Origin of the sequence: Paenibacillus sp. FSL R5-0810 (assembly GCF_038002285.1) — a bacterium.
GTDB classification, from domain to species: Bacteria; Bacillota; Bacilli; order Paenibacillales; family Paenibacillaceae; genus Paenibacillus_AQ; species Paenibacillus_AQ lactis.
In genome coordinates, this window is the sequence record NZ_JBBOCF010000001.1 from 3,620,345 (window position 1) to 3,646,158 (window position 25,814).

Annotated in this window: 14 protein-coding genes; all 14 read right to left on the reverse strand. The window is 52.3% G+C overall.

Translation table 11 applies throughout. The annotated features are described in order from the left end of the window. Window positions 1–29: 29 nt before the first annotated feature. The gene (locus MKX76_RS16385; RefSeq protein ID WP_341034211.1) at window positions 30–1,580 is read right to left on the reverse strand and encodes an extracellular solute-binding protein; all 1,551 of its coding nucleotides are present in this window, start codon (window positions 1,578–1,580) and stop codon (window positions 30–32) included. A gap of 85 nt (window positions 1,581–1,665) precedes the next feature. Further along, window positions 1,666–2,526, reverse strand: a complete 861-nt coding sequence (locus MKX76_RS16390) for a carbohydrate ABC transporter permease (protein WP_341034212.1) — start codon at window positions 2,524–2,526, stop codon at window positions 1,666–1,668. A gap of 12 nt (window positions 2,527–2,538) precedes the next feature. Then, the gene (locus MKX76_RS16395) at window positions 2,539–3,459 is read right to left on the reverse strand and encodes an ABC transporter permease (protein WP_007131600.1); all 921 of its coding nucleotides are present in this window, start codon (window positions 3,457–3,459) and stop codon (window positions 2,539–2,541) included. A gap of 204 nt (window positions 3,460–3,663) precedes the next feature. Next, a complete protein-coding gene (locus tag MKX76_RS16400; protein ID WP_341034213.1) occupies window positions 3,664–5,967 on the reverse strand; it encodes a helix-turn-helix domain-containing protein in 2,304 nt (767 codons plus the stop codon). A gap of 948 nt (window positions 5,968–6,915) precedes the next feature. Next, window positions 6,916–7,464: a hypothetical protein gene (locus tag MKX76_RS16405; protein WP_341034214.1), complete on the reverse strand. Its 549-nt coding sequence runs from the start codon at window positions 7,462–7,464 to the stop codon at window positions 6,916–6,918. 14 nt (window positions 7,465–7,478) lie between these two features. After that, complete coding sequence (locus MKX76_RS16410) at window positions 7,479–11,036, reverse strand: RHS repeat-associated core domain-containing protein (RefSeq protein ID WP_341034215.1); 3,558 nt, start codon at window positions 11,034–11,036, stop codon at window positions 7,479–7,481. Next, the gene (locus MKX76_RS16415) at window positions 11,017–12,252 is read right to left on the reverse strand and encodes a DUF6531 domain-containing protein (RefSeq protein WP_341034216.1); all 1,236 of its coding nucleotides are present in this window, start codon (window positions 12,250–12,252) and stop codon (window positions 11,017–11,019) included. The genes MKX76_RS16410 and MKX76_RS16415 overlap by 20 nt, the downstream gene beginning before the upstream one ends. A gap of 29 nt (window positions 12,253–12,281) precedes the next feature. Continuing rightward, window positions 12,282–12,521, reverse strand: coding sequence for an RHS repeat domain-containing protein (locus MKX76_RS16420; protein ID WP_341034217.1), 240 nt, complete (start codon window positions 12,519–12,521; stop codon window positions 12,282–12,284). 26 nt (window positions 12,522–12,547) lie between these two features. After that, entirely contained in the window at window positions 12,548–15,817 is a 3,270-nt protein-coding gene (locus MKX76_RS16425) for a hypothetical protein (RefSeq protein WP_341034218.1), read from the reverse strand. Between the two features lie 570 nt (window positions 15,818–16,387). After that, window positions 16,388–18,352, reverse strand: coding sequence for a copper amine oxidase N-terminal domain-containing protein (locus MKX76_RS16430; protein ID WP_341034219.1), 1,965 nt, complete (start codon window positions 18,350–18,352; stop codon window positions 16,388–16,390). 171 nt (window positions 18,353–18,523) lie between these two features. Further along, window positions 18,524–20,806, reverse strand: coding sequence for an outer membrane protein assembly factor BamB family protein (locus tag MKX76_RS16435; RefSeq protein WP_341034220.1), 2,283 nt, complete (start codon window positions 20,804–20,806; stop codon window positions 18,524–18,526). Window positions 20,807–20,920: 114 nt separating this feature from the next. Further along, on the reverse strand, window positions 20,921–22,189 hold the full coding sequence (locus MKX76_RS16440) for a polysaccharide deacetylase family protein (protein WP_341034221.1): 1,269 nt from the start codon (window positions 22,187–22,189) through the stop codon (window positions 20,921–20,923). Window positions 22,190–22,547: 358 nt separating this feature from the next. After that, a complete protein-coding gene (locus tag MKX76_RS16445) occupies window positions 22,548–24,572 on the reverse strand; it encodes a copper amine oxidase N-terminal domain-containing protein (RefSeq protein WP_341034222.1) in 2,025 nt (674 codons plus the stop codon). Window positions 24,573–24,574: 2 nt separating this feature from the next. After that, the gene (locus MKX76_RS16450; protein ID WP_208604306.1) at window positions 24,575–25,780 is read right to left on the reverse strand and encodes a sensor histidine kinase; all 1,206 of its coding nucleotides are present in this window, start codon (window positions 25,778–25,780) and stop codon (window positions 24,575–24,577) included. Window positions 25,781–25,814 lie beyond the last annotated feature (34 nt).

The window sequence follows — 25,814 nt, forward strand, 5'->3', positions numbered from 1 at the left end:
ATTCCTCCTCTCCTCCCTATCTGCTTCCCTTACTTGCTGCCATAGGTGCGCGTATAGGCCGTATTGTACATGGCCAGAAGCTCGTCGGCGCCCAGCTTTTTCGCCTGATCGATAAATTGCTGATACGTCTCATCGTTAATCGGCGTTTTGCCGGTCACGAATTCCGTCACCTTCTGCTCTAGGAATTTGTTCAGATTGTTCAGCTTCGACTTCTCCAGCTCCAGCTCTTCCTCCGTCTTGACGATCTGCTTCGGCGCCGGGATGATATACTCGGCATAGCGCGCGTTGATGTCCTTGCTCTTCTCGCTTAGACCGCGCTCCCAAGCCTCGCGTGACAGCGCGTTGTTCAAGGTGATGAGATCATACCAGACGCCCCAGTCCTTCCGCAGCGTATTGAACGGGGAGGCGCCAAAATCTTTGTTGTAGACCGGCTTGCCGTCCTCCATCGTATACGTTTTACCTTCAATGCCGAGCGAGAGATAATTCGTTCCCTCCTCGCTGACCAAATAGTCGAGGAACTGCACGGCCCGCTCCTTATCCTTCACTTTGGCCGAGATCGCCCGGCCGACGGTGCCGACGACAGGACGGGAGAACTGATAGTTCTTGATGCCGTCAGCCGCAAACGACGGGATCGCGTCCAAGTCGTATTCCGGAATCCCGGCATCCCGCGCCTTCGCGACGAGCGATTCCAGGTCCGCCTTCCAGAAATACGTGACGAGCGATTTGCCCGTCAGAATCCGCTCTTCCCACTGCGCCTGCGTCAGCAGCGAAAATTCCGGATCAAGCAGCTTCTCCGTGTACAGCTTATTCAAATACTCCAGCATCGCCTTGTAATTGTCATGATACGGCGCGAAGGCATACTGATCCGTCGTCGGATCCAGGCTGTAGAAGCCGTGAATGCCGGTGAATATGCGGCCGAAGGTCGTGAAGAGACCGGTATCGCCGACGATCGAGTTGGAAATGAGCGGATAGGAGTCCGGATATTTTTCCTTCAGCGTTTTAAGGAATTGGTAGAACTCATCCACGGTCGTCGGCGGCTTAATGCCGTGCTGATCCAGAATATCCTTGCGCGCATACCAGATGAAGTTAAAGCCCTTTCCCTCCGCATCGCCTTCCAGCACAGGGACGGTGTACAGCCCGCCATCCGTGCCGGTTGCCAGCGCTTTGGCTTCCGGGTACTTCTCGTAGAATGCCTTCAGATTCGGCGCCTTGTCGAGATAATCCTGGAGGTTGAGGAATACCTTCTCCGGTCCATGCTCTCTGCCGTCCTGCGTAGGCACCTGGATGAAATCGGTAGCGGTGTTCGTGGCGATCATGATCTGCCGCTTCTCTTCGAGCCCTTCCTGGCTGACTACCTGAAATTCCACCTTGACCCCCGTCTTTGCCTCGATTTCTTTAAAAATCTCCCAGTCGTCCCTGACCTTCCCCTCCACCCGGTCATACACGAGCCATGAGAAGGTAACGGGATTGTCCGGACTCAGCGTCCCGTCATCCTTCCCGCCTCCGCCGCCGCAGCCGGTGACGAGCAGGGCGCACAGCAGCATTAACAGGAGCGCCTTTCTGAAACCCTTCCGCGTCATGCACACAACCTCCCTTTTCTTAAAAATACAGCATGCCTTATAGAAACGGATGAGCCTGCATCCATCGCTACCGTTATCGTTATCGTTATCCCTTAATTCCGCCGATCATCGTCCCCTGGACGAAATATTTCTGTATGAACGGATAGACGCATAGTATCGGCAGCGTCGCGATGATGATCATCGCGTACTTCAGCGTTTCGAGGTGGGTCAGATCCCCTTCGCCCTGCACATTCGTGCCGGCAATCAAAATGTTGCGCAGCATGATCTGCAGCGGATACATCTCCCGGTCGTTCAAATAGATCAAAGCGCTGAAGAACGAATTCCATTGATTCACGGCGGTAAAAAGGCCGATTGTCACCATCACGGGAAGCGACAGCGGCAGCACGATCCGCACTAAAATCTGCATGGAGCCGCACCCATCGATGGCTGCTGCGTCCTCCAGCTCTTCCGGCAGTCCCTCGAAGAACGTCCGCATGATGAACAAATACCAGGTGCTGATCAGCGACGGGAGAACGATGGCCCAGATCGTATCGAGCAATCCAAGCCGCTGGACGATCAGGAAGGTCGGAATCATCCCCCCGCTGAAGAGGAGGGTGAAGGCGGCCATCAGCAAGATCATCCTCCGTCCCGGCAGCCAGCGCTTCGCCAGCGGATAAGCCATCGCGGACGTCGCGATGAGGGTCAGCACCGTATGCAGCGCCGTATACCGGATCGTATTCCAATAGCTGACCCACAAATCCGGATTATAGATGAGCTGCTCATAGGCGATCAGCGTTATCTTTTTCGGCCATAGCAGCACCGCTCCGCTGGCGACGAGGGCATTATTGCTGATCGATGCCGAGAATACGTATACCATGGGATAGGCCATCACGATGATGAGCACGATCATGAATGTGATGTTGAAGAAGTCAAACAGCCTCGAGCCGAGGCTCACCTTTTGTTTCATGGCGCATCTCCTTTACCACAAGCTGGTCTCCGAATATTTGCGCACGATGCGGTTCGCCGCGACGACCAGAATGAATCCGATCGCCGATTGGAACAGGCCGACCGCGGTGGCGAAGCTGAAGTCGGCGTCGAGAATGCCCCGCCTGTAAACGAAGGTGTTGATAACGTCGGACGTTTCGTAGTTCATCGTGTTGTAGATCAGCAATATTTTCTCGAAGCTGGCTTCCATGAAATTGCCGAGGGTCAGCACGAACAAAATGATCATGACCGGCACCATGCCGACAAAGGTGATATGCCGAATTTGCTGCCACCGGTTCGCGCCATCCATCTTCGCCGCTTCATACAGCATCGGATCGATGCCGGCAATGGCGGCCAGATACAGGATCGTGCCCCAGCCAACCTTCTGCCATATTTCCGAGCCCACATATACCGTCCGGAACCATTCCGGCATGCCGAGAAACATAATCGGCTCGATCCCGAACAGCTTCACCAGCAGGTGGTTGATCACCCCGGTCGTCGGCGACAGGAAGGTGACCAGAATACCGGCAATGACGACGGTGGATAGAAAATGCGGCATATAGCTGATGTTTTGCACGAATCGCTTGAACCATTTGCTCTTCAGCTCATGGAACAGCACGGCCAGAATGATGGGCGCCGGAAAGTGAAACAGCAGATCATACACGTTCAGCATGATCGTGTTGCGGATCAGCTTCCACGCATCAGGCGTCACGTAGAAGAACTCAATGAAATGCTTCAAGCCGACAAACTTGCTGCCCCATATCCCCCGGCCGATCGAGTAATCCTGGAAGGCGATGATGATGCCGTACATCGGCGCGTATTTAAAAATCAGGTAATACAGAATGCCCGGCAGCATCAGCAGGTACAATGCTTTGTGCTTTTTCAGCACATATCCGATACGCGATAGCTGCGCCAATCCCCACCACCTCCTTGTTTGGCGTTTGTGTAGTCGACACCTCCGGCTGTTGTCCCCACTATACGAGCCTAAGGCTCAGGGCGTAAAGCGCGCATCTTTTCCTGCGGGCGCCCGGTTTGCAGCCCTCGTGGAGCAAGGGTTTGCGGCTTCGTCCATGCAAAAAAAGAGACTTTTCGAAAAAAATCAGTCTCTCTCTTTGTAACGCTATTGGTGCAGCGTCCGGTATTTCGCCGGCGTAATGCCCTCATATTTGCGGAAGGCCCGGATCAGCGAGTTTCGGCCCCAATATCCGACCCTCTCCGCAATCTCGTCCAGCTTCAGGTCCGTCTCGAGCAGCAGCTGCTTCGCTTTCATCAGCCGGTACTTCGCGATATACTCCACATATTTCTCTCCGACCTCTTCCTTGAAGGTACGGCTGAAGTGGCCGATCGACATGTTCATCATGCCGGCAAAAGCCTCGATCGACAGCTCTTGGTCGTAATGCTCGTGAATGTACGCCACAATGCCGGCGATCTGCTGAGCGCGCGTGCCGGGTACCGGCAGCCGAAAGAGGAACGCGTGAATCTCCTCAAAGCACGCCCTGAGCTCACCCCATGTCATGCAGCGGTTCATGCGTTCAAATAACCGGGAGTAATACGGAACGTTCAGCTCGTTATGCTCGGATTCGGCTGCCCGGATCCACGTGTTCAGCACATCCGCCAGCAGATACTTCATCTGCTCGGCGGCCGCATCTCTGCGCTGCCCTTCCTCCAGCAGATCTAGCACGGACCGGAGCAGCTTGTCGTATTCCCTGGTTTTGCACTGGTTCAGAATCCGGTTGACCTCCTGCACGGACAGGAAGGAATCGCCTCCCTGCAAATCGCGGACGGGCTGACTCCCGCAAATTTCAACGGTGGAGTTGAGCCCCCGATACTGGAGCACGATGGCGGCATGCTCGTAGGAAAGGTGAAGCTCCTCCATCGTTTGAACGGTTTTGCCAATGCCGATGGTGGCCTTAAAATAGTCTCCGTATTGCAGCAAAATGAGTTTCGCCATCTCCGCTATATGTTCGGGGCCATCACTCATCGCCTTGTCATGCTGCACGATGCAGGCCAGCAGATTCGGCTTGGTCTGGCACAGCCATATCCGGCCCGGAGCCAGCTTACGGATCTTGTCCTTCATCTCGGCCAGCAGAAAGGTTTTGCCCGTTTCCGTCGGATGCTCCGGCACATCTAGATTGTCGTGAAGCGCAATGGTCAGCACCGTTCTGGCCGCTACGGGGTTGTACGTAAACTCAATCTCCTTGGCGTAGTATTCAATGGACAGGGCGTCGCGGTATTGACCGAGCAGCAGCTTGGTCACGAACTGCTCCTGCACAATCGGCAGCATCCCGTGGACCATGTGGGACAGCTCCCGGTTCTCGGTCATGATGGACTGGGAATAGCGTTTAATGACGTCAAATTCATTTCCTTCATTCGCAGGGCTTTCCCCGGTACGGCGGTGCGACTTCAGTCCATTCCGGATTTCCGCAATCGGCCGGTATAAACGCCGGCTCAAGTAATATGACACCCATCCCCCGACGACCAGAAAAAATGCGAGGAACGCCCAGCTTATGAAACGGGTGACGTATACCGGCTTCATCAATGTGCCTAGCTCGATCATGCTGATATAATGCCATTGCTCGTCGAATGCCGATTTCATGAGCGAGAGTCCGGTCTTGTCCGAAATCGTAAATTGCGGGGATACGCCTTCGGCATGGATCCGCTGCTGCAGCGTCTGCCGGTCCCGCTCGTTTAAACCGTTCTCGGAGATCAAACGGCCCCGATCGTCTATGATCGCCGTTCCGCGGACCCAGCTTTCCGGAATATGAATCTGCTCCTGGAGCTTGTTCGTCCTCAGATCGACCAGGAGATACACATCGGGGGCGTTTGTATTGAAGGGATAGCTCATCACCGCCGTCAGGGAGCTGCCGGAGTCGGTGAAATTCATCATCTTTTTGCCGGTCAATTCGGCCTCCAGCTGTTTGCGGCTTCGGGGCTCCATCGGATAACGCGTGGTAAAATAGTAGGCTTTGTTCGTATACGTCTCCGCATCGATGATCAGGTCCTCGTGCACGAAAATGTAATACGCCCGCTCGACAAGCTCATCCGACTCCAGCTGCTGCAGTTGCTCCCGCAGCGAATGAAGCAGCTCCGGCTGCAGCTTGCCTCCCGGCGAGTCGGCTGCGCCCATCAGCACGCTTCGCAGCCTGGAGGTGCTCAGCATCTGGATCATGTTCGTCTTTAGCGCCTGGAGCGAAGCGTCCGTCTGCTCGGCGAACCGGCTCATCACGATGTCGTTCAGGCGCTCCGCATCCTGCTCGATGATTCGCACGACCAGCACCTGTGCAAGGACGCTGGCGGCAATGACCGGGATGAGGATGAGCAGAAAATAGTTGGCGAACAGGCGCCAAAACAGGGTGCGCCTCCGCGGCGCTGGGTTCGGGACGGCTCCTTGCTCAGGAGATCGATTGTGCGCAGCTGGCTTCATGTGGGATCCCCCTTGGGTTTGAAATGGCAGGTGGCGGGGCCTGCGGGGTTAGACGGCGGGACGCCGGGGCCGCGGACCAGGGCGGCAATGGTGCGAGGTGCGTGCGGGCACAAGTGTGCAAGGCGCCGGGGCACTGGCTCGGCAGCGAAGGCCGGGGTGCGCGCCGCAAGTCCCTTTTAGGGACTTGTTAGGCCTCGCGTGGCCGGGGTGCACGCCACAAGTCCCTTTTGGGGACTTGTGAGAGCCGGGGCGGCCGATTTCCGCGCAACAAGTCCCTTTTGGGGACTTGTGAGGGCCTGGGCGGCCGGGGTGCGCACTACAGGTCCCTTTTCGGGACTTGTTGGGCCTCGCGCGGACGTTTTGTGCGCTACAGGTCCTTTTTCGGGACTTGTTGGGCCTCGCGCGGCCGGGTTCCGCGCCATAAGTCCCTTTTAGGGACTTGTTAGTCGCTCGACGCTACGTAAGCTCCCTTTTCGCAGGTAAGTGCCATCCTAAATTTTCCGAAATACACATCTATACGCCACTTGGCTTGGCCATCTGTCAGTTCAACTATATTTTGATGGGAGGTATAATATTCGCTGTTTGAAGAGTCGGGAAAGAAGACACTCGGTTATCAAGGGGGACGAAATATCGAAGGAATTATGTTTCTACTGTTACTGGGGGGCATCCCTCAATAAAAAAAACCTCAAAGGAAACCCTTTGAGGTCGAGCAGTTGGCATATTTCCTACTGACAGTCCTTACCACACTGAACAATCACTAGGAAATAGAGGGTCTATGACTCAACACGCCTGCATGATTAGCCTAGATACCATTTTTCTAAACAACGAAAAGATTAATATATGTATTATTATGGAATGTTACTAACGAATCCCAATATTTCAGTTTATAATAAAACAAAAACTAAGAAAAAACGCATGGAGTACCTTCACTCACATGCGTCTTCAATATTACTGCCGTATAAATAAACCTTCTTGCTTCGCTTGCTTGCATATCCAATCAAAATCAACCTTTTTCAAGCAATATACAGGAAAGCTCAAGTCATAATTCCCTATTATTACGGTAGGTATATTCAAAAAATAGAAGTTCGAAAATTGTAACTCTCGTGTCGATAGCTTTATAAACTCTTCTAAATACTTTTCTGACGTAACTTTGAAAACATCTGATTGCAATCTTACTATATCTTTCGTTAACAGACTTTCTTCTTCAGTGTGCTCTAAAAAGTACTCATTAATGTTAGGACAATAGATCAGAACCTCCTTCCCGTTCTTATAGAATACTTTTCTAATTGTTTCAATAAATCTGACTTCGTATTTCAGATTATGATTCTCGAATGAGGATAAGAGATGCTCAGCTTCTTTCTCTGAAAGAATATACGGGAAGACATCAAGTACACCCACAGTATAGTCGTCTAGATCAGTTTCCTCTTCCATGTCCAATCGTTTAAAGTAACATTCGATTGATGCAACATCTTCACAGGTCGCGCTTTCTATTGTCATATTCATACATCCTTTTATTTTTTTCGTCTAAGTATCTTTCCTTCCTTGGTAATGCTCCAATAACCACTCTCGCCTCTTATTTTTAGTTTATAGTAACTACCTCCATGAGTGCCGGCTCCAGAATTTATTGCCCGATCCTTTTCTAATGTAGCTGACCCATATTTACCATTTTTGAATAGATCTAAATTAATATATGTTGCATCTGCGGTCTCGTTTATTAACTTTTTTGGAATTCCTTTAGCTATGGAGGCCAGTGTCAATGCTTTCTTAATTTTAGAGTACGAGCCTCTTGTAATTAAATCAACACCTGCATTAAAGCCTGCACGGAAATCTGGGAAACCTAATTCGATTTGACCCTGCATGTAATTTCCAAGTAATTTTTGTCTTAATACAATTTGCGTTCCTCGATCTAGACTCGGCCAAAAGTCAGGGTCAGTTGTATTAATCCATAAAATATACAAATAATCTTCCTGGTGCATTGCCCAGTAATTTCCTGAATATGCTACACGTTCTGTATAAGCGCCGTTTTTTCCTAAATAACCTCTAACTACTCCCTTATTTATTATTGGTCTACCTATGAAATCAGAATCATCTCCCATATAAATACTGCTGTCCGACGTACAACTGCCCGCCTTAGCCCATTGACCATTTTGTGAGACACAATAATTCCCACTCGGATCCACATAAATCAATGGATTATTATGCACATACGTATATATATTCTGACTCAGCGGATTTCCCAGTTCCCCTTCATACGTATCCTCACCAATAAACCGCGCCGTTCCAGGATCGTACCAGCGGGCCCGCAGATACTGCAGTCCTGTCGTCTCGTCCCAGTATTCCCCGGCATAGCGCATGACGTTCGGAACGGTCTCCTCCGTTTCCACCGGTCCTCCCCAGATATCGTAGGTATAGGTGTTTAGCGGGGTCCCTTGCTCGTCCACCAACCCGACCACGTCGCCGTGCCCATTAAATTGGTAGTACTGCAGCTTGCCGGTAGCTCTGTCCTGTCTGGCCGTCAACTGGCCGTACAGGTCGTAGACATAGGCGTACGTAATAGCAGCTTTACCTCCGGAAACTTCGGCCTCCGCAATCAGCTTGGCCTCTTCGTCGTAGTAGTAACGTGTAACCGCCGTGCCTTCTTTACGTTCATACAACAGGCCGTCACCGTTGTACGTATAGCTGACTTCCTTGCCTTCCCCCGTTACTGTCGATAAGCGGTTCTGGCTGTCGAACGTGTATTCCGCCTCTTTCAAGCCAAACAGCTTGCCGCTTCCCTGTTCCAGGCGATTCCCGTTGGCATCGTATGTGTATGTCAGATTACGATCACCCAACGCTTCCGACTCGATCCGATTGAGCGGATCGTACGTAAATTGCCCAGTCGTACCATTCTCCGTTCGGCTAATGATGTTTTTGTTCGGGTCATAGCGGTATCCGAATTCAAGCACCGATGAGCTTCCCTGACGCACGGTGACGCCGGACAAGTCATACCCTTCATAGCTGAAGCCGGTGCTCAGTCCGCTATCGAAACTGCGGCGCTCCAGCAAGCTGTTGTCGCTGTATTCAAAGGTCATCCGGTCCATCGGCGAAGCCGACATGATGGAAGCCCCACTTGATCCGGCGGTGATCTCCATCACCGAGACGCGGTTCATCTCATCAAGCTCGGAAGACACTCGGATCGATGCACCCGCGGAATCGGTCAAGACATACCCTGTTCTGGTTTGCGTATTATATTCGTACGCGACCTTGGTGCCGTCCGGATACTTAAGCTCCTTCAACCTACCATCCTCAGGATAGTATTCATAGGTCGACGTGCCGAGCTGATCTGTCATGCTGGCTCGGCGGCCTGCATCGTCATACTTATATTGGACCGAATAATCCGATCCACTCTTCGATAGAAGCAAGTTCTCGCTGTCATACTCATAACGATGCGTTTGATTGTTGCGGTCCACCATCCGGGTGACATTGCCGCGGTGGTCATATTCATAAAGCGTTGTTTGGTTTTTCATATCCGTCTGGCTAATCAGGCGCCCGAGTTCGTCATAACTCTTCGTTACCTTTTGTTGGTCTGGGAACACCACCTGCACTAGGTCCCCGGCCATGCTGTAGACGTAGCGGGTGACATCTCCTTTTGGATCCTTCACCGACGTCAAACGTCCCATCACATCATAGGCATATTCCGTACGCTGCTGATTGCCGTCCACCGTTGCAACAATCTGTCCAAGCAAGTCGTACTCCATTTGTTGCAGAGGCACGTAAGCGCCGTTCTTCCACTCTTCCGTCGACGTCGTTCTGCCAAGAAGGTCGTACACTTCACGCTGCTTGTTGCCCGCTGCATCCGTGTAAGTGATCGTCCGATCAACCAGTTGATAATCGGTACTGCTGCTGGTGCCGTCCGGAAATACCGTTTTTGTATTTCTGCCAAAAGCATCATACACTTGGGTCGTGGCATTGCCTTCGGCATCCGTCACAACCGTCATATTGCCTTCTTCGTCATATTCATATTCGAACAAAGCCTGATGAGTCTGCTCCTGGACCAGCAATCCGAACGGGTCATATTGCTCCGTCGTAATCACGCCGTCCGGGGCTGTCCGCGTAATACGATTCAGGGTATCGTCATATCGCACGGAAGAGCGTGTACCATCGCTGTAGTCGATTTGCGTGATTCGGCCGGACGAATCATACGAATAGGACTGCACGTGGCCGTCGCCGTCCTTCTTGCTTTTCAGTTCGCCTGTCGGCCAATACGAATAGTCGCTGGCAATGACGGACGTTCCAGAGGAAGCATCCCGGACGACGATGGATTCGTTTGTGAGCAGATGAAGCCCGTACGGGGACTCGTATTTATACGTCTGCTCAATAAAACGGGATGTATCCCTTACTTTGGTGAGCGTCAGGTTTCCGTAAGAATCATACGCATACTCGGACTGTGCGAGTGGTGAGGCCCCAGCTCCCTCAGACACGACATAACTCGTAACGCTCCCCTGATCATCGTATTCCATCTTCGTTACTTGAGTTTGGGTATCGTTCATTTTAACAGTGACCATGGAAGGCTTCTTCCAAGCAGCGCCTCCCGCCATCTGCTCATACTCAAAGCTTGTCTTCTGACCGGTGCTGGATGTCTCCGACGTGACCAGTCCATACTCATCATAGCTATATGTTGTTGAAACAGGCTGGGAAACGGCGCCGTTCTGGATATACGTTTCCGTTACCTGCCGCGGCGTGTTGCGTTTGATCGCTTCATCGTAATCATACGCTTGCACGAAACCGGCCGAATCGCTGGATTGGCGGTATTCCCGCAAAAAATACAAAGAAGGGCTTGAGTTTCCTTCAAAGGACTTATTTAGCTTATAGATCTCTTCCCGCTTCTCGCTCTTAACCGTCGTTGTTAAGTCCACGTTTTGGCCGAAGCTGTTCAAATCTTCTCCGCTGTATTCAAAGACTCGTGATCCCAATAACCGTTCGCCCGAGGTTGTGCTAAACGTATCTTTACGGGAGCCTACCTTGAACACATGCCGAGTGGCAAAATCGCCGATCTGTTTAACGGCTGCTTCATACTGGATATCGGTCATGCCGGGAGGTCGGGTAGACGATCCGTGTCAACAACGCCGTTCCGTCATCCTCATGTTGTTCCGGTTGACCTGCAAGTCCTGATAGAAAATTGAATTTCGACTCCGGATGATTATACACATAGCTCGTGCTTCGAGATAGAGGATCGACCACCTCGGCCAGAAGCGTATATCCCTCCTTCTGCACCTTGCGATATTGCACTTTCCGGCCGGTTCCCTCCAGCTCTACCGAGACGCTCAGCGTACTGTGGCTGAATTGAAGGGTATTTCCGTCGTTATTCGTAATTCGTTTTAGTACCCGTCCATCAGGCAGCTGCTCATAGTGAAAACTTACCGTGTTGCCATAAAGATCCTGAATTTGGATAAGGTAGCCCTGCGTATCAAAAAAATATAAATAATCGTTAAGAACCGTCAGCTTGTATTCGCTTTGCAGTCCGTTCACAGTTACGCTTTGATCTCGCAACAGCTCCATATCATTCCAGTTATAGCCGAGGATGTCCAGGGATTCAGACAAAGAGAAGGTACCGGCGCCAGGAAAATATAAATACCACGTGCCGCCGATCTCCTGCAAGTCTGGGAGATTCCAGCTCCACCCGCGTCCGAGCGCGGAGGAAACCTCTTGTCTGCGAATGAAACTATCATTGACGGCTTGTCCGGTCTCATCCTTGCGGACCCCAATCTGCTCGTTGGCCTTGGAGCTGTCATACATCCGGGTTAGTTCGAAGGGGATCATTCCCGGAAGCTCTAGATCTGTATTAACATAATGCAGATTCCCGCTAGCCATGGATACGGCATCCTCACCGTAACGATTGAAATAAGACGAAGCATCGTCATGAACATGCACCTGCTCCAGAGCAGCGTCGTCTACCTCCGAGTCCCCTGTTACCCTCATCGATAACGGGGATATGGCCGGATTTTCGTTCCATTGAACGGCATCTTCGATTTGGAGCTCGGCCAATGCTGCATCGGCTGCATCCTGGCTCTTCTTGCCGGACAGCGCCTTATACATTTGATAGAAGGTATGCCCTTCGGCAATCTTCTCTTGAATCCAAGCGGTTTCCACCCCGTATTGATCAACAAGCCAAGAAGCAGTGATTGCAGGAGAGGAGACCCGCTTTCCCGCCCCTGCCACTTTGTTGCTGTCGGCATAGACTAGAGAACCTAGATTTCCAAGCAATAAAGCGATACATAATACCACGATAAATCCTTTTTTATACACGTCGTCACCTCGATCGAATGAATCCGGAATTAGAACGGAAATACTTTTTTGCTGCGTTTTGTCACGTTCCCGTTATTATCGTATTCGTATAGAATCTCGTCACCCGTACGAAGAATTACCTTCGTCAGGCGATTGCCCGCTCCATAGTCATATTTGTTTTCCGGAGCGAGAATCATGAGGGCAGAGTTGATGATCCCTTCTAGTCCGATACCGTCCTTCTCTGTCAGCGTTAGATAGTAAACCTTGCCTGCTTTCAATTCCCATTCCAACACCGTATAATCCCAGCCATGTTGGCTCACTTGATCGATCGTGGTCGCAAGCGCATCGTTAAGAGCAGCATCGGAATATAAGGTGATTTGAGGCTCTTTCTCAAAATTGCTGTTCTCTTTAAAACAAATCGGTACAATCCGTCCGTTTCCGGCCTGAATCGATAGTAGCCCTTCTGATTCTCTCCAAGCTTCACGTCTTCGGCCTGTCGCTCGATAAGATCAATAAATGGATCCGTCACTTCGGTAAACGTTATGGTTCTGGATGGTCCCGCGAAAAGCACGGCTAGCGATGAGGCAACCCTTACTTCGATTCGCGCACCGGCAGGAACGGCTTGCGGCTCGTCCGTTTCGGTTTCTTCTCTAAGCAGATTTCCCGCAGCGTCCAGCAGCCGATAATCGTAATATCGATCCTGCGCATGGGATGCGTTGGACATCAGTTGCCCCTCAGAAGGGCCTATATTCGTAAACAACCCTGACGCTCCGGCTACAAGCTCCTTCCTGAGCAATGCCTGTTCTTCGCTTGCGACCGCCGTGATCGGTGCCGAATATTCAAAGGTAACCGGGGTGTCCGAGGTTACGGTAACAACAACTTCGCTGTTTCCGGGCACGACCCATTCTTGGGCCGTCGTATCCATTTGCGCTTGTTGCGAACGATTGCCTTGTCCGTACACGGCAACATCGTAGAAGCTTTGCCCTTGGAGTGCATTGGACTTCAAGAGTTGGTCAGAGCTTCCCGGATTCGTGAAAATGACGCTTTCATGCTTCCTTACGGTGATTTTTTCTCCAGGCTGTTGTGCCGGTTCTGCCCGGAATAATCGATAGACGGCTCCAAAAATCATGCGCTGCTCCGATGGAACTGTTACGATGACCTTCTGCCCTGGATCTAAGACAGGCTCGATGCTGGCATCCGTACGACGTTCAATTTCGACCCCGGACGCGTCGTATACGACATAACTGAACGGGCTTCTTCCCGTCAGGGATATTCGTTCTATTTTTTTGGCTGCACCGCCGATATTCGTGAATTGATAGCTTTGCCCGCCATCCAAAATAGCACGGTGAAATGCAGGCTCTGCGCTGACCACTGCCTGTATGTCGGCTCTGTACTCATACTGAATTGGGACCGACATCGGATTTGAAATAACCGTACGCGATTGCGATGGCAGCTCCAACCGTGAGGAAACATTAAACCCATCCGACGTGAGCACACCGTTCATATCGTAGATCGCGTAATCCATGAAGCTGCCGATCTGATCTGCATTATGCCTTAGCTCGGCGTCTGGACCCGTATTATGAAAAACATAAGACTCATTCGGATAAATCGTAAGCTGTTCCACGTCTTCCCCAGGATCATCCTGCCCGCGGAAGACGCGATAAATGCCGCCGAAGCTTACAGGCTCATCGGAAGCCGTAGTCACAACGATTTTGTTCTTGGCATATACGACGGGATCTACCGTCACCCCTGTTCTTCTAGTGCGTTCCGAACCATCCTCGTAATAGGTGACGTAATCGTATTTTCGACCTCCTGACAATGAAGCGTTGCTGTCCAGATACTCTCTTTCCGAGCTTATATTTGTGAAGGCATAACTTTCACCCTTATTCAAAGTGACACGAAGATAAGCTGGTTCTGCGCTGGGCTCTACTGTAAAATCATCCGTATAATCGAATACAATGGGTTGTGTGCCCGCTACCGTAACGATGCCATAGCCTTGCTTCGGAACGTTCGGATCAGAGGTTCGGTTAAATCCATCGGAAGACAGGCTATTATCCGCCATATACATGACATAGTCGAAGATTCCACCAACTTCGCTGGCATTGTTTTTGATTGGATTGGATAATGAACCATGGTTGCGGAATATATAAGATTCGCCAGGGAAAATCGTAATTTTGCTGATCGCTTCATCGGGGCGTCCGCTTCCTTCGAATACGGTGAAGATGGCGCCAAAGGTAACAGGATTGTCGGATACGGTCGTTACGACGGCCCGATTCTTTGCAAAAACTTTTGGTTCCACACTGGTTGCTTGACCCCGCGAGCGTTCCGTTCCGTCCTCATGATACGTGACATAATCGAATAGACGCCCTTGAGAGGAGGAAGCATCACTGTCCAAATACTCGTCGTCGTTGCTAATATTCCTGAATACATAGCTTTCGCCTTTGTATAACGTTACTCTCTCAAATGCCGGTTCCGCGCTGGGTTCAACAGAAAAATCGTTCGTATAATCGAAGACAACCGGGATATGGCCCGCAACGGTAACTATCGCATATCCCAAAGACGGGATCGTCGGATCGTTGTCTTTATTAAATCCGCTGGTCGAGATGCTTCCATCCTGGTTGTAGATTACATAGTCGAAAAGGCCGTCTACCGCACCAGCATCATTCTTGATCGGATTCGTCAGAGAACCATTATTATTAAAAATATACGTATCACCAGGATGTACTGTAATTCGGCTGATTGCAGTCCCCCCTGTCGGCTGCGTGTCAAAAGTCCGATAAGGCACGCCGAACGTAATTGGATTCGGTGTCACCATAGTAACGACAGCGGTTCTGCCTGCAGCAACGGATGGTTCCGACGATGTATTCGTTCCTCTCGATGATTCTGTACCATCCGGCAGGTAGACTACATAATCGAATTTATCGCTGGTCGACCCGTCGCTTTCCAGCGTGTCCGTTTTCGTGCTGATATTCGTGAATTGATAGCTCTGGCCTTGACCCAAGGTGACTCTGGAATAGGCCGGCTCCGCACTATATTCAGCGCTAAATGTATCGTAAGGCATGCCCACAGTCACCGGATTGACCGAGGCCCCCGTTACAATCAGTTCATTCCCGATTCCAACGGACGGTTTGCCGGCGCTGTTGAAATCTGAGCTGTCCAATGTGCCATCCATCTCGTATTCCGCGTAGTCGTATCGTCGATCATAAGTGCTGGATGCATCACTCAGTAGTGTCTGCGACGTACTCCCCTCATTCGTAAAAATGTAGCTCTGGCCTTGATTGAGCGTTACACGGTGAAGGGCTGGCGTCGACCATGGAACATAGCTCACCTCCGGATAGAGGGAGAACGTTACCGGGTAATGGCCTGAAACGGTAAACACAGCAGAATACCCTTTAGGAAGCGACACATTGCCCCCATGGTTAATTTCTTCACCTGATATTTCCCCGTTTGCATTAAATCTGACGTAATCATATACGATGCGACTGGCAGATGATCCATCGCTAGAAATTACTTTGGATGTCGTAGCCGTATTATAGAAACGGTAAGATTCACCGGGGTAAACCGTCAGCTCAGTTTTATTAGCCATTAGCTCCAAACCCACTGGTTGATACACATCATTGGTGACGCTTGGGGGAGCTATTATATCTGATGGTGTCTCTTCAAAATAGTTATCTTCAGCTGCTGTAATTGGTGAATTCCATCCACTGATGAATAACATGAAGACTAGCAGCCATAATCCATATTTCTTGCTTCGCGACATCAATTATTTTCCTCCTAAGTCAATTATTCATAGTCGCAGGCATAAATCACACCTCCTTCCATTACCTGGGACACCTAATAAATATCGGTATACCGCTTTGAGACCTAGATAGGAATATGGACTCTATTAATCGACAAAACATCTATTGGAAAACACTCCTGACAGCTTCATCTGAACTGCAACCCAAGAAAGGACATTTTATGGATTATTTATTATTAAAGTCATATAAAAGAAGTAAGGGCTCACATTCCCGATTCCATAGGTCACTACACTTCCGCGCAATACATAAAAAAAGATGACCCCTGATCAATTCAGGAGCCATCCAGTAACTAGCTATATTAGTCCAAGTCACCATTCATAGATAAACGATGCCTCATCTTCTCATTACGTCTTGCCTTATTCATACTCGAATTCAGCTTCCGGCGTCAGCGTTACGTTTGGCGTATAGCTCGGCATTTGGCCGGTTTCTTGAAGATACTGCTCGACGATGCGTCCTGCATCGACCAGTGAGGTGAGGAGCCAGTCCTCATACAGCTTGCCGAACTTCTTATGCAACCAATCCGAGGTATACTGATTGCTCAGCGAGAACAGCAGCGTATAGATTTCGCGGACGGTGTTGGTATGCTTGTACCCGTAATCGTCGACCCAGGTCACTTTTTTGCTCAGATCCACCTTGCGGATATCCTCGGTTTTGGTCTTCAATATCCCGTTCTTATATTGAAAATAAATGCGCAGGGACTTTTCGTATTCATGCCCTTTAAGCAGCTTCCAGCCTGCCATGCTTCCGCTTGCGGGAACGGCAGACATTTTGCTTTTACCCGAGGAGGTTCCTCCTGTACTGGTGCTCTGCCCCTTCTTCTGCTCGCCCTTTACGATAAACTGGGCGGACCCCAGCGTGACGGTCATTTGCTGCTTTTTGGAATCCCTCTTCAGCTTGGCACCCAGGGCGGACGCCAACAAATCAGACGAGACGAGGGTCTCTCCTTTGTTCTGGATCGGAGCCCCTTTCATGTTGACGGTCTTGCCGTTGATCTTAGCCTGCTTGCTGCCAGTCTTCACGGAAATTTCCGTCGTCCCTACAACAATATTGAAGGTTTTGGACGATGCTTGATATTGAACCGTACCTCCCAACGCTTCAAAAACCGGCTTCAACGGAAGGTAGGTGATGCCCTTTTCCTGCTTTGCATTTTGCAGCGGCTTTCCGAGTCCTGACACGACCTTCACCGATTGCTTCTTGCCTGCCGCTTCGATCGTCAGATTGATTTCGCCTACACCCAGCACTTTATATGTGCCGTTCCCCGCTGCCTTGAGCAGATGGGGCTTATCGATCGACAATGTCACGAGGTTTGCAGGAGCTTTGTGTTTCTCCCCGCTGCCATATTGAAACTCTACCGATGGCGTAATGGTGCTGCCCACCTTCGGTTTTGCGTTCGCTACCTTGAGCGTGACGGCCGTAATGCTTGGAACTGAAACATCATATTTCTGTCCGTTTTCATATTCAATCCAGGTACCGTCCGACATTTGGGCAAAAAAGCTCTTGGTGCCCCCGATGCCGACAATCTGCTGAACCCCGTTAATTCCGGATATCGGGTTTGTTTCAAAGGTTTGGGTAAACACATCCAGCTTTGCACTCCATACGGTTCCGTCCTTTTTGGCGAACAGCAGTTTTTGCTCCTTGCCAAACGAAATATCCGCCCCGTCTTGAACCAAGGTCTGGGACAAATATGTCGTGCTGCCGTTGATGCGGAGCGTGCTGAACAGAATGATTCTTCCGTCTTGATAAAGGACGGCCGTATAATCGCCGGCAACCTTCATTTTGCGAATATTCGAAGGATCCGGCACTTGCCCAAGGGTAACCGGCTCTGGAGTATAACTCCGGTTATGGTACAACACCGTTCCCGATTGCGTAATACCGCCCACGATTCCTGACTGTCCATCGAACACAGCGATCCCCTCAAAGCCTTTAACAGCTTGTGGCGCATCATTAACCAAACGGTAGATTGTCCCTTCCTTGGTCAGCCAGTAGCCTTCCCCCACCTGCTTGACATTGTTCTGGCCTGCTATGGCACGATAACCTTTCTCGTCCCACATGGCGAGCTCGCCGGTTCGGGCTACACCGAAGCCATATTCGCTTGTGCCGGCAATTTGCTCCAAATCTTCTCCCATAGGTACTGGAATTTTATCAAATGGAAGCCGGGTGTAGGTAATCCACGCGGTCCCATCCTTCATCAAGGGAGTGCCGTCTGGCAGCAGCATGGAAATATTGGCGCTGTCCTTGGCGGATTCCCCATACGCAGCGCCGGCCGCGGTCGGAATCATCAGGCATACCGCGAGCAGCAGAACGAACCACTTCTTAAACATGCACGAACCTCTTCTCTTATTGGAATATATTATCACTCTAGTTCAATCAAACCAGGAATATTATACCATCTAACAGATTCTAAACAATATCCAATTTTCCAACCGCTAACCTTTTACGCAAAAATCATCCCCGCAGCCTCTACCAGACCACGGGGGACGTTTCTTTACTTCTTAATTTTGCCCCCCAGCAGCGTCCATCTCCGCCCCCCGCTCATCCAGCCGTTCCTTCAACTCCTCCGCATCATAACGGACGAACGCCCCGTTGACGGTACCGATATAGACTTCGCCATCGGCAATATTCAGTGCGCCGCTTCTTGCCGCCTGCTCGCGCAGATCGACGTTGCCGGTGGCGATGTCGCTTAACCTGCCAAGGATCCTGCCGTTCCCTTTGTCCAGGACGATTAGGTCACCGCCAAAGCTAATAAGCAAATACCGGTCCAGGATGCCGAAGCTGCTGCCGACAAGCTGCGTGACATCTTCATTGCTCTTTAAAGAGGTCTTCATCTTCCAGATCGTCTCCCCGGTCTCTTTCTCGACGGCCGCCGGGATCCCGTTCAGCGTCAGATAAATGACATCCCCCTCCATAATACCGCGGGCGGCCCTGCCCTTCACCGTCCACAGCTCCCGCTGATTCACCGCATCGTACAGCACGGTCTCATATGATTTAGCCCCTGTGAAATAATTCCCGTCAAGCGCCCGCTGCACCTGAAGATAGTGCTCATCCAGCACCTCGATCCGCTCCATCTCATTCACGGGATAGCTGCCCTCCCGCTTCCCGCTCTTCATATTGAGCAGGGTCCATTTGTCTCCGAGCAGCATCCATCGGGAGGTCGTGCCGGGAGGCGACAACGGCTCATATCGGTATCCGCCGGTGAAGTAAGGATCCCATGCCGGATCATCCATCACCTTTTTACCTGATTTGTACGTCCAGGCGATCTTCCCGGTCATCGGCTCGTACGCCGTCAGCTTGCCGCTTTGCTCAATAAGCACATACGGATCTTCCGGGCCCTGATTCAGCAGCCGATACTCGCCGGACAGCGTTTTTTTCCAGCGAAGCTTGCCGTTCTGCTGATCCACGACACTGAGCATGCTTTTCTTGGCATTCAAGTCCAGCCCTTCTAACAAAAGGATCGCGCCCGAGGCAGCGGTCATCGTAAGCCCGAACTCCGCTTTATGCTTTCTTTCCCACAAAATGCGCCCGTCCGTTAACCGGATATGCCGCACTCTGGACTCGTACGCCTTTTTCTCTGGATTATAGGCTGAATACATGGTGACATGTTCCCGCTTCCGATCCGGGACAGCCGTATACCAGCCGAAACCGGCATCCTGCTGCCACAGCTTCTTCCCCGTGCTCCGGTCAATCGCGTACAGGGAGGAGTTGTCATGCATCCCGCTGAATCCGCCGTCATCCCCCTTGATGAGCAGGACGTTCCGGCTGGCTTCCAGAAGGAAGGTGAAATTCAGGTTACCCTGATTTCTCCAGACTGGCGCAGCTTCGATGGTCCGCAGCAGCGGCATGGCCGAGAACCGATAGCTGAATGGATCATGGCTGCCCGCATAATAGTTCCCCTCAAATGCTGCGGCGTTCGGGAAGGTCCATTCCCAGGTTGTCAGCTTCCCGGCCGGGGAGAAGGTCGCCGTAAACAACGCCTCCCGTGCCTCATATCTCCACGTCTCGCCGATCACCGGCGGCCGGCCCGAGCGCTGCTCCTGATTCCGCGAATGCTCCTTCACCTGCGGCTCGCCAAGCAGCTGCTTAACATATGACTTGCTGTCACCTTCATCCACCAGGTAATCCGTCAAATTTCGCACAGCTTCGATCGGCAGCTCCGATGAAGGCTCCAGCAGCCCGGCAGGGAGCTTCTCCTTGGACTTCACATCCTTGGCCTTAACCCACATGACCGCGGGACGATAGATGGTGCGCTCCTTCTTCCATGGATCCGGACTAATCAGCACCCCGTACCAATCCTGCCACTTCGATACGGCAATGAGCGGCATGCTGCCCGCTTGCGAGGCTGGCCAGCGGACCGAGCTGCCCGGAGCCGCGTAGATGCTGCTGCTGTCCGGAAGCTTTAGCGAGAGCGGATCGATATTCCGGACCTGCCCGGCTTCCTTGGACAAATACCATGCCGGGAGCCACAAATTACCCAGCTCATCCGATTCAATGAAAGCCATTTCTCCCTTGACATCGCTAACGCGGAACGTCTGGCCCGGTAGGCCGTAATAGGCGGCGTTGTGATTGCGCAGACTTCTGCTTCGGGACGGAGCATTTTCATAAAAGACTGCCTTCTGCCGAAGCGTGACTTTTCCGGGCTTCAAGCTCCCCGGACCATCCGCATATACCGTGGGGCCGGCCTCCTTCACCGGCTGAACCGGCAGCAGGACCAGCGAGAGACAGGTCGCTGCTGCTAGAACTATGCATAGCCGTTTCTTGATCGATAAACGTGAGCGCACAGGAATCACCCTTTCGAATACAAACCTTTACCATGTAAACGCTATTATAAGGCAATGCGTTCCCATTTGGAAACGAAAAAAGCTCCCTTCCTCCGAAGGGAGCTTGCGAAATTCCTATTCTTTGCCGCCCGCATCCGCGGCCTGGGATGTGGTCATGACCGCCCGTTTCTTTTTATGGTTCCAATCCACCTTGATCTCATACTTCTTGCAGATCTCTCGAAGCGGAACGAGGATATCCTCCGTCGCCACACCGGTCAGCATTTTGGAAAACTGGACGGCCTCCCCGTCAATCTTGAGCTTGGCTCCCTCTCCTGTCACCAGCTTGCGCTTGGTCGGATCCTGCCCCTTCAGCTTCGCAATGACCGCCTCCGGACTTTGATCGGATCTTCCTCCATTGATTCGGAATCCGTTACGGTCACCGATTCCGTTCCGGCCTTCCTTCACCATGAACGAAGCCTCTACGCCAATGGAATCCAGCACGGCCAGCAGCTTGTCGTTGTATGCCCCATACGGCAGAGCTACCGCGCTCCGCGTATTGCCGAGCTCTTCCTTCAGCCTTGCCTCGGCGCGAATCAGATCGTCCTTCACCCGCTGTTTATACTCATCCTCCGTCTCGACTCGCTTCTCATCCGGCAGGTACAGATTTCGGGTCGTTACCGGCTTCTTTCTGCCCTTCCCATCGGTATCCCCGTATCGATGCATATCATAGGTATGGTTATAGAAGCCAATGTCATGCTGTGCCATCTCCCGCATCTGATCCCAGGTCAGCTTCGGTCTGCCGCTGGCAGCAGGCTTATCGATGCTCGATACGATGATAAAGTTTGCGGCCGGATATTTATATTCTTTGAGAATCGGGTAGGCAAGTTGGTAAAAGCTTTCGTACCCGTCATCAAACGTAATCAGTACCGCATTGTCAGGGACCGGTTTCCCCTTCCCGATAAAATCCAAGTAATCATCCATGCTGATCGGCACAAACCCTTCCTTACGAAGCAGCTCCATCTGCTGCTTGAACTGCTGGGTGGACAAGATGTCGTCCCGGTCCGGCTTTTCCATGATGTCATGATACATCAGGACGCCAACCTTGCCGGAATAGTGTACGGCCTTGGCCTTTTCTTTCTCTTCCTCACCCTTCTTATCGGTCTCTTTCTCCCATTCCACCCGCTTGCCTAACGCTTGCTGTATAAACGATGCGGGAACCATCAGCTGTCCCTCATAAATCTCCGCAGCAGGCTCTTTGAACTCTTTCCCGTCCAGCGATATCGTCACTTCATCCGGTACCGGCGTCCCGCATCCCGTCACAAGGACGGTCGCCGCGAGCACCAATGCTGGCAATATCTTCGTTAGTTTGAATTTGTTCGTGAATGTACCCCATGATTTCTTCATTCCACTGCCTCCTTGTCTGTATCTGAGACACAGTATAAGGAAGACATCTTAACGGAAGCCGCCGGCAGATCTTAAGAAGCGCTTAAAGGTTGCTGAATAAATGGAGCCGCTTGGCAAGATCATGTTAAGGATGGAGGATAAAAGACAACCAACCGGCTGTGGGTCCCGCTGTTTCTCCAACAGGCCCAAAGTCGATGCCGAGATGCGGAGGGCATCAGGGAGCAGGATTGGAAATGAGACCGGGAACGAGAAAGTTCACACCGGCCCAGGAAAGATGGTCAAGGCTCTCTGCCCGACCGTCTTACTGCCGAACTAGCAAAAAAAACGCCCCCTATCAAGGGGGCGTTCACGAGCTTCATCAATCGTGTTGCTCAGACAGCGGCATAAACAGCATATGCACCGGCAGGTTGCTGCCCGACGCGGGAATGAAGCCGATTCGAACCGTCTCCTCCTGCGCTCCGGTCCGGTACAGGACGCCGGCTTCGGATGAATTCTTCAAAATGCTGCCGCTTGTCATCTGCACCACTTCGCCGTTCACGAGCAGGGCGCCCGCATAATGCCCGCCACGCGCATTCAGCGCGACCAGGGTATTCGGCGCTACTTTCAGGCTCATCGAATAGAGCACGCCGGTGTTGCCAATATTCTTCTCGGGTTCGCCGGTAACGGCATCCACGCCTTCCAAATACCCGTCGAGCGAAGGATCCCCGAGCACAAGCCGCTGCGGGCTTTCGCCGACGACGCCGTCGACCTGGACCTCCCGGTCTGCGCCGGTAAACGTTCCGCGTACATGCTTGCCGTCCCGCGGAAGCACCGGCAGCTCTTTGAGCGCGGCCACCGGATCGCGCGATGGGTCGACCGCTACGACGGACAGCTTGATGTCGCCCTCGAGCTCCAGATCCGCGTAGATGGTCCGGACCTGGCTCGGCTTCAACGGAAGCTTCGTCCCCTCCTGCAGCAGCACGGCCGATTCACCGGCCGGAATGTGTACCGTATCCGATATTCCGCCGGAGCTCAAGGCTTCCAAATAGCGGGTCACCGCCGCCTTTCCGCTTGTGGATACATACTGGGCCGGGCCGCCGATCCCGGCCGCGCCCACCTTGACCGAAGCAGCGGAGTTACCAGGGTTGGTAGCGATCAGGTAGACGTTCAAGTCCTTTTTCGAGCGGTTCTGATTATGAATATTAATCCGCACGTTGCCGGTTAGCGTATCCTCGTAAGCAATGCCCTCTTCCGTTAAATGCTCCGGGCTGTTGCTGCGTATAAACTGCTGGCTTTCGTCCGGGGTGACTGAATAAGAAATTTCGTCCATCATCAGTACAGATGCGCCGTCGATATCGATTTTATTACCCACGGGGGTATATAAACGATCATACTGCTCCTTCGTGTACAGCCATTCATCCACCACGCTCACCGTTTTGCGGACCGAGGCCGATACGCCTTCGCTGTTTATCACTTCCAGCGTGACTTCATGCTCGCCGGGTGTGAAGAATGCCGGCTCATTTCCCTTCCACGTTTCCTTCACGATCTTATATTTCGGATCATGACTCGTATTTCGGTAGACCACCGGCTCGCCCAGACGGTATTCTATCTTGTCCGTCGTGAAGTCGGCAACGGGAGGTGAAGCTGCCGTCGATCGCTTGCCCCAGGTTAACGTAACTTTGTTACCTGTCACCGCAAGACTGCTTCCCGTCAGCTTGGCCCAGCTCCGGACGGGCACCATCATGCTCCCCCGGTATGTAGTAGCAGGCGCATCCATTCGAACCGTCGATCCATCCTTACGGACCGCCGAGCTTCCGTTCTTGAACCGCCACTCTCCTTCGCTTCCCTTTACGACAGCCTCTTCGGTCTTCGCGTCATAAGACAAGCCCCAGCCGTACAGCTTGGCCATCGTGCTGACCGGCACATAGCTGTACCCCTTTCGGATCATCATCTTCTGCGCGGCGGCTACCGGCTTCCCATTGAATATATAAGAAGCGGATCCCGTAGATATTACCAGCTTGTTGCCTTGCGTTAAAGCTTCCGCCCCAGCGGAAGAGCCTGCGGGTTGTACTGCGTCGCTCGAGGCATCCGTCCCGGCCGAAGCTGCATCTTGCCCGTCTTGAGCTGCCTGCCCGACCGAAGCTGCACTTGGATCCTCTTGATCTGCGGCCCCAGCCGAAGCTGCACCTTGCCCCTCTTGGGCTGCCTTCTCACCCGAAGCTGTGCCTTGCCACTCTTGAGCAATAGCCCCAGCCGAAGCTGCGCTCTGCTTCTCCTGGACTGCTGCCCCGCTAACCGGCTCAGCGCCGGCAACCCCGCCCCAGGACGAGGCGGTCAAGAGCGGAACGGCCAGCATGACTGCTGCCAGCCGCTTCCGCCCCGGTTCGTATACGTTCTTCATCATTGTCATCTCCCTTTTGTTTCTTGATTGGCTTTCGCTTTGGGAAACCGCGTCGCGAAGGTTGTGCTCTGGCGATCGCTGCGCACCGAGATTTCGCCGCCCTGGACCTCGACAATGCTTTTCGTGATTGCGAGACCTAGGCCGGTTCCGCCTGTCTGCTTGGAACGGGAGCTCTCCACACGGTAGAAGCGGTCGAAGATGAACGGCAAGTCCCGTTCGGGAATCGGCTCGCCGTAATTCGTAAAGCTGACCAGGACGAAGCCGTCCACCTCCCAAACCGCAATATCAACAGCTCCGCCTGAGGCGCCATACCGGATCGCGTTGGACATCAAATTCTCGTAAGCGCGAACGAGCTGGCTGCCGTCAGCCATAATCGTGAGCCCATCCTCGGCCTCAAGCCGGCATTCCATACCCGATTTTTCCAAAGCCGGAACCGACTCCTCGATCAGCTGCCGGATGAATTGCGCCATATCGATCTCCTGCACCTCGAGCGGCAATCCGTTGTTGATCCGCGTATATTCAAATAAATCATCGATCAGCCTCTTCAGGTTTTGCGCCTTCTCGTAGGCGATATTCACGTAATATCGAAGCTCAACTTCGTCCTGGTAGCGGTCCTCCTCAATCACTTCCAGAAACCCCAGAATCGACGTCAGCGGCGTCCGCAGGTCATGGGAAACGCCGGTGATCAGATCGTTCTTCGTCTTCTCGGCACGGCGCTCCTCCAGTATCGATTGATACAGCTGCTTGCTCATCTGATTGATGCTGGCCGCCACCTCGCCGAGCTGGCTTCCGGGATGCTCCGGGATTTCGGTATCGAAATTGCCCTTGGCGATTTCCCGGAGACCGCGCGTAATTTCTTCGAGGTAAACATTCAATTCGTCAGCCATTCGGTTGATGCCCTCGGCTACGCGGCCCAGCTCGTCCCGGGAAGAGAGGTCGATTTTATAATCGAAGCGGCCGCTGACGACCTCCTGCAGGCCGGTTTCGATCTTCGCCAGATCGCGGACGAACCACTTCGTGCTCATGTAATAGCTGACGAAGAACAGGATCATGCCAACCACAATCATAACCGGCCCCGACCCGATATTGTTGACCACCCAGGCCAAGGGAACGTTCAGCGTTGGAACCGTCAGGATCAGGGAACTTAAAGCATAGAGCGTAACCAGCAGGGCTGCCGTTATGCCGATGCTTGCAAGCAGCATAAGCAGCATTTTGATGCGGATGTTATCCGGCTGTATTCTTCTC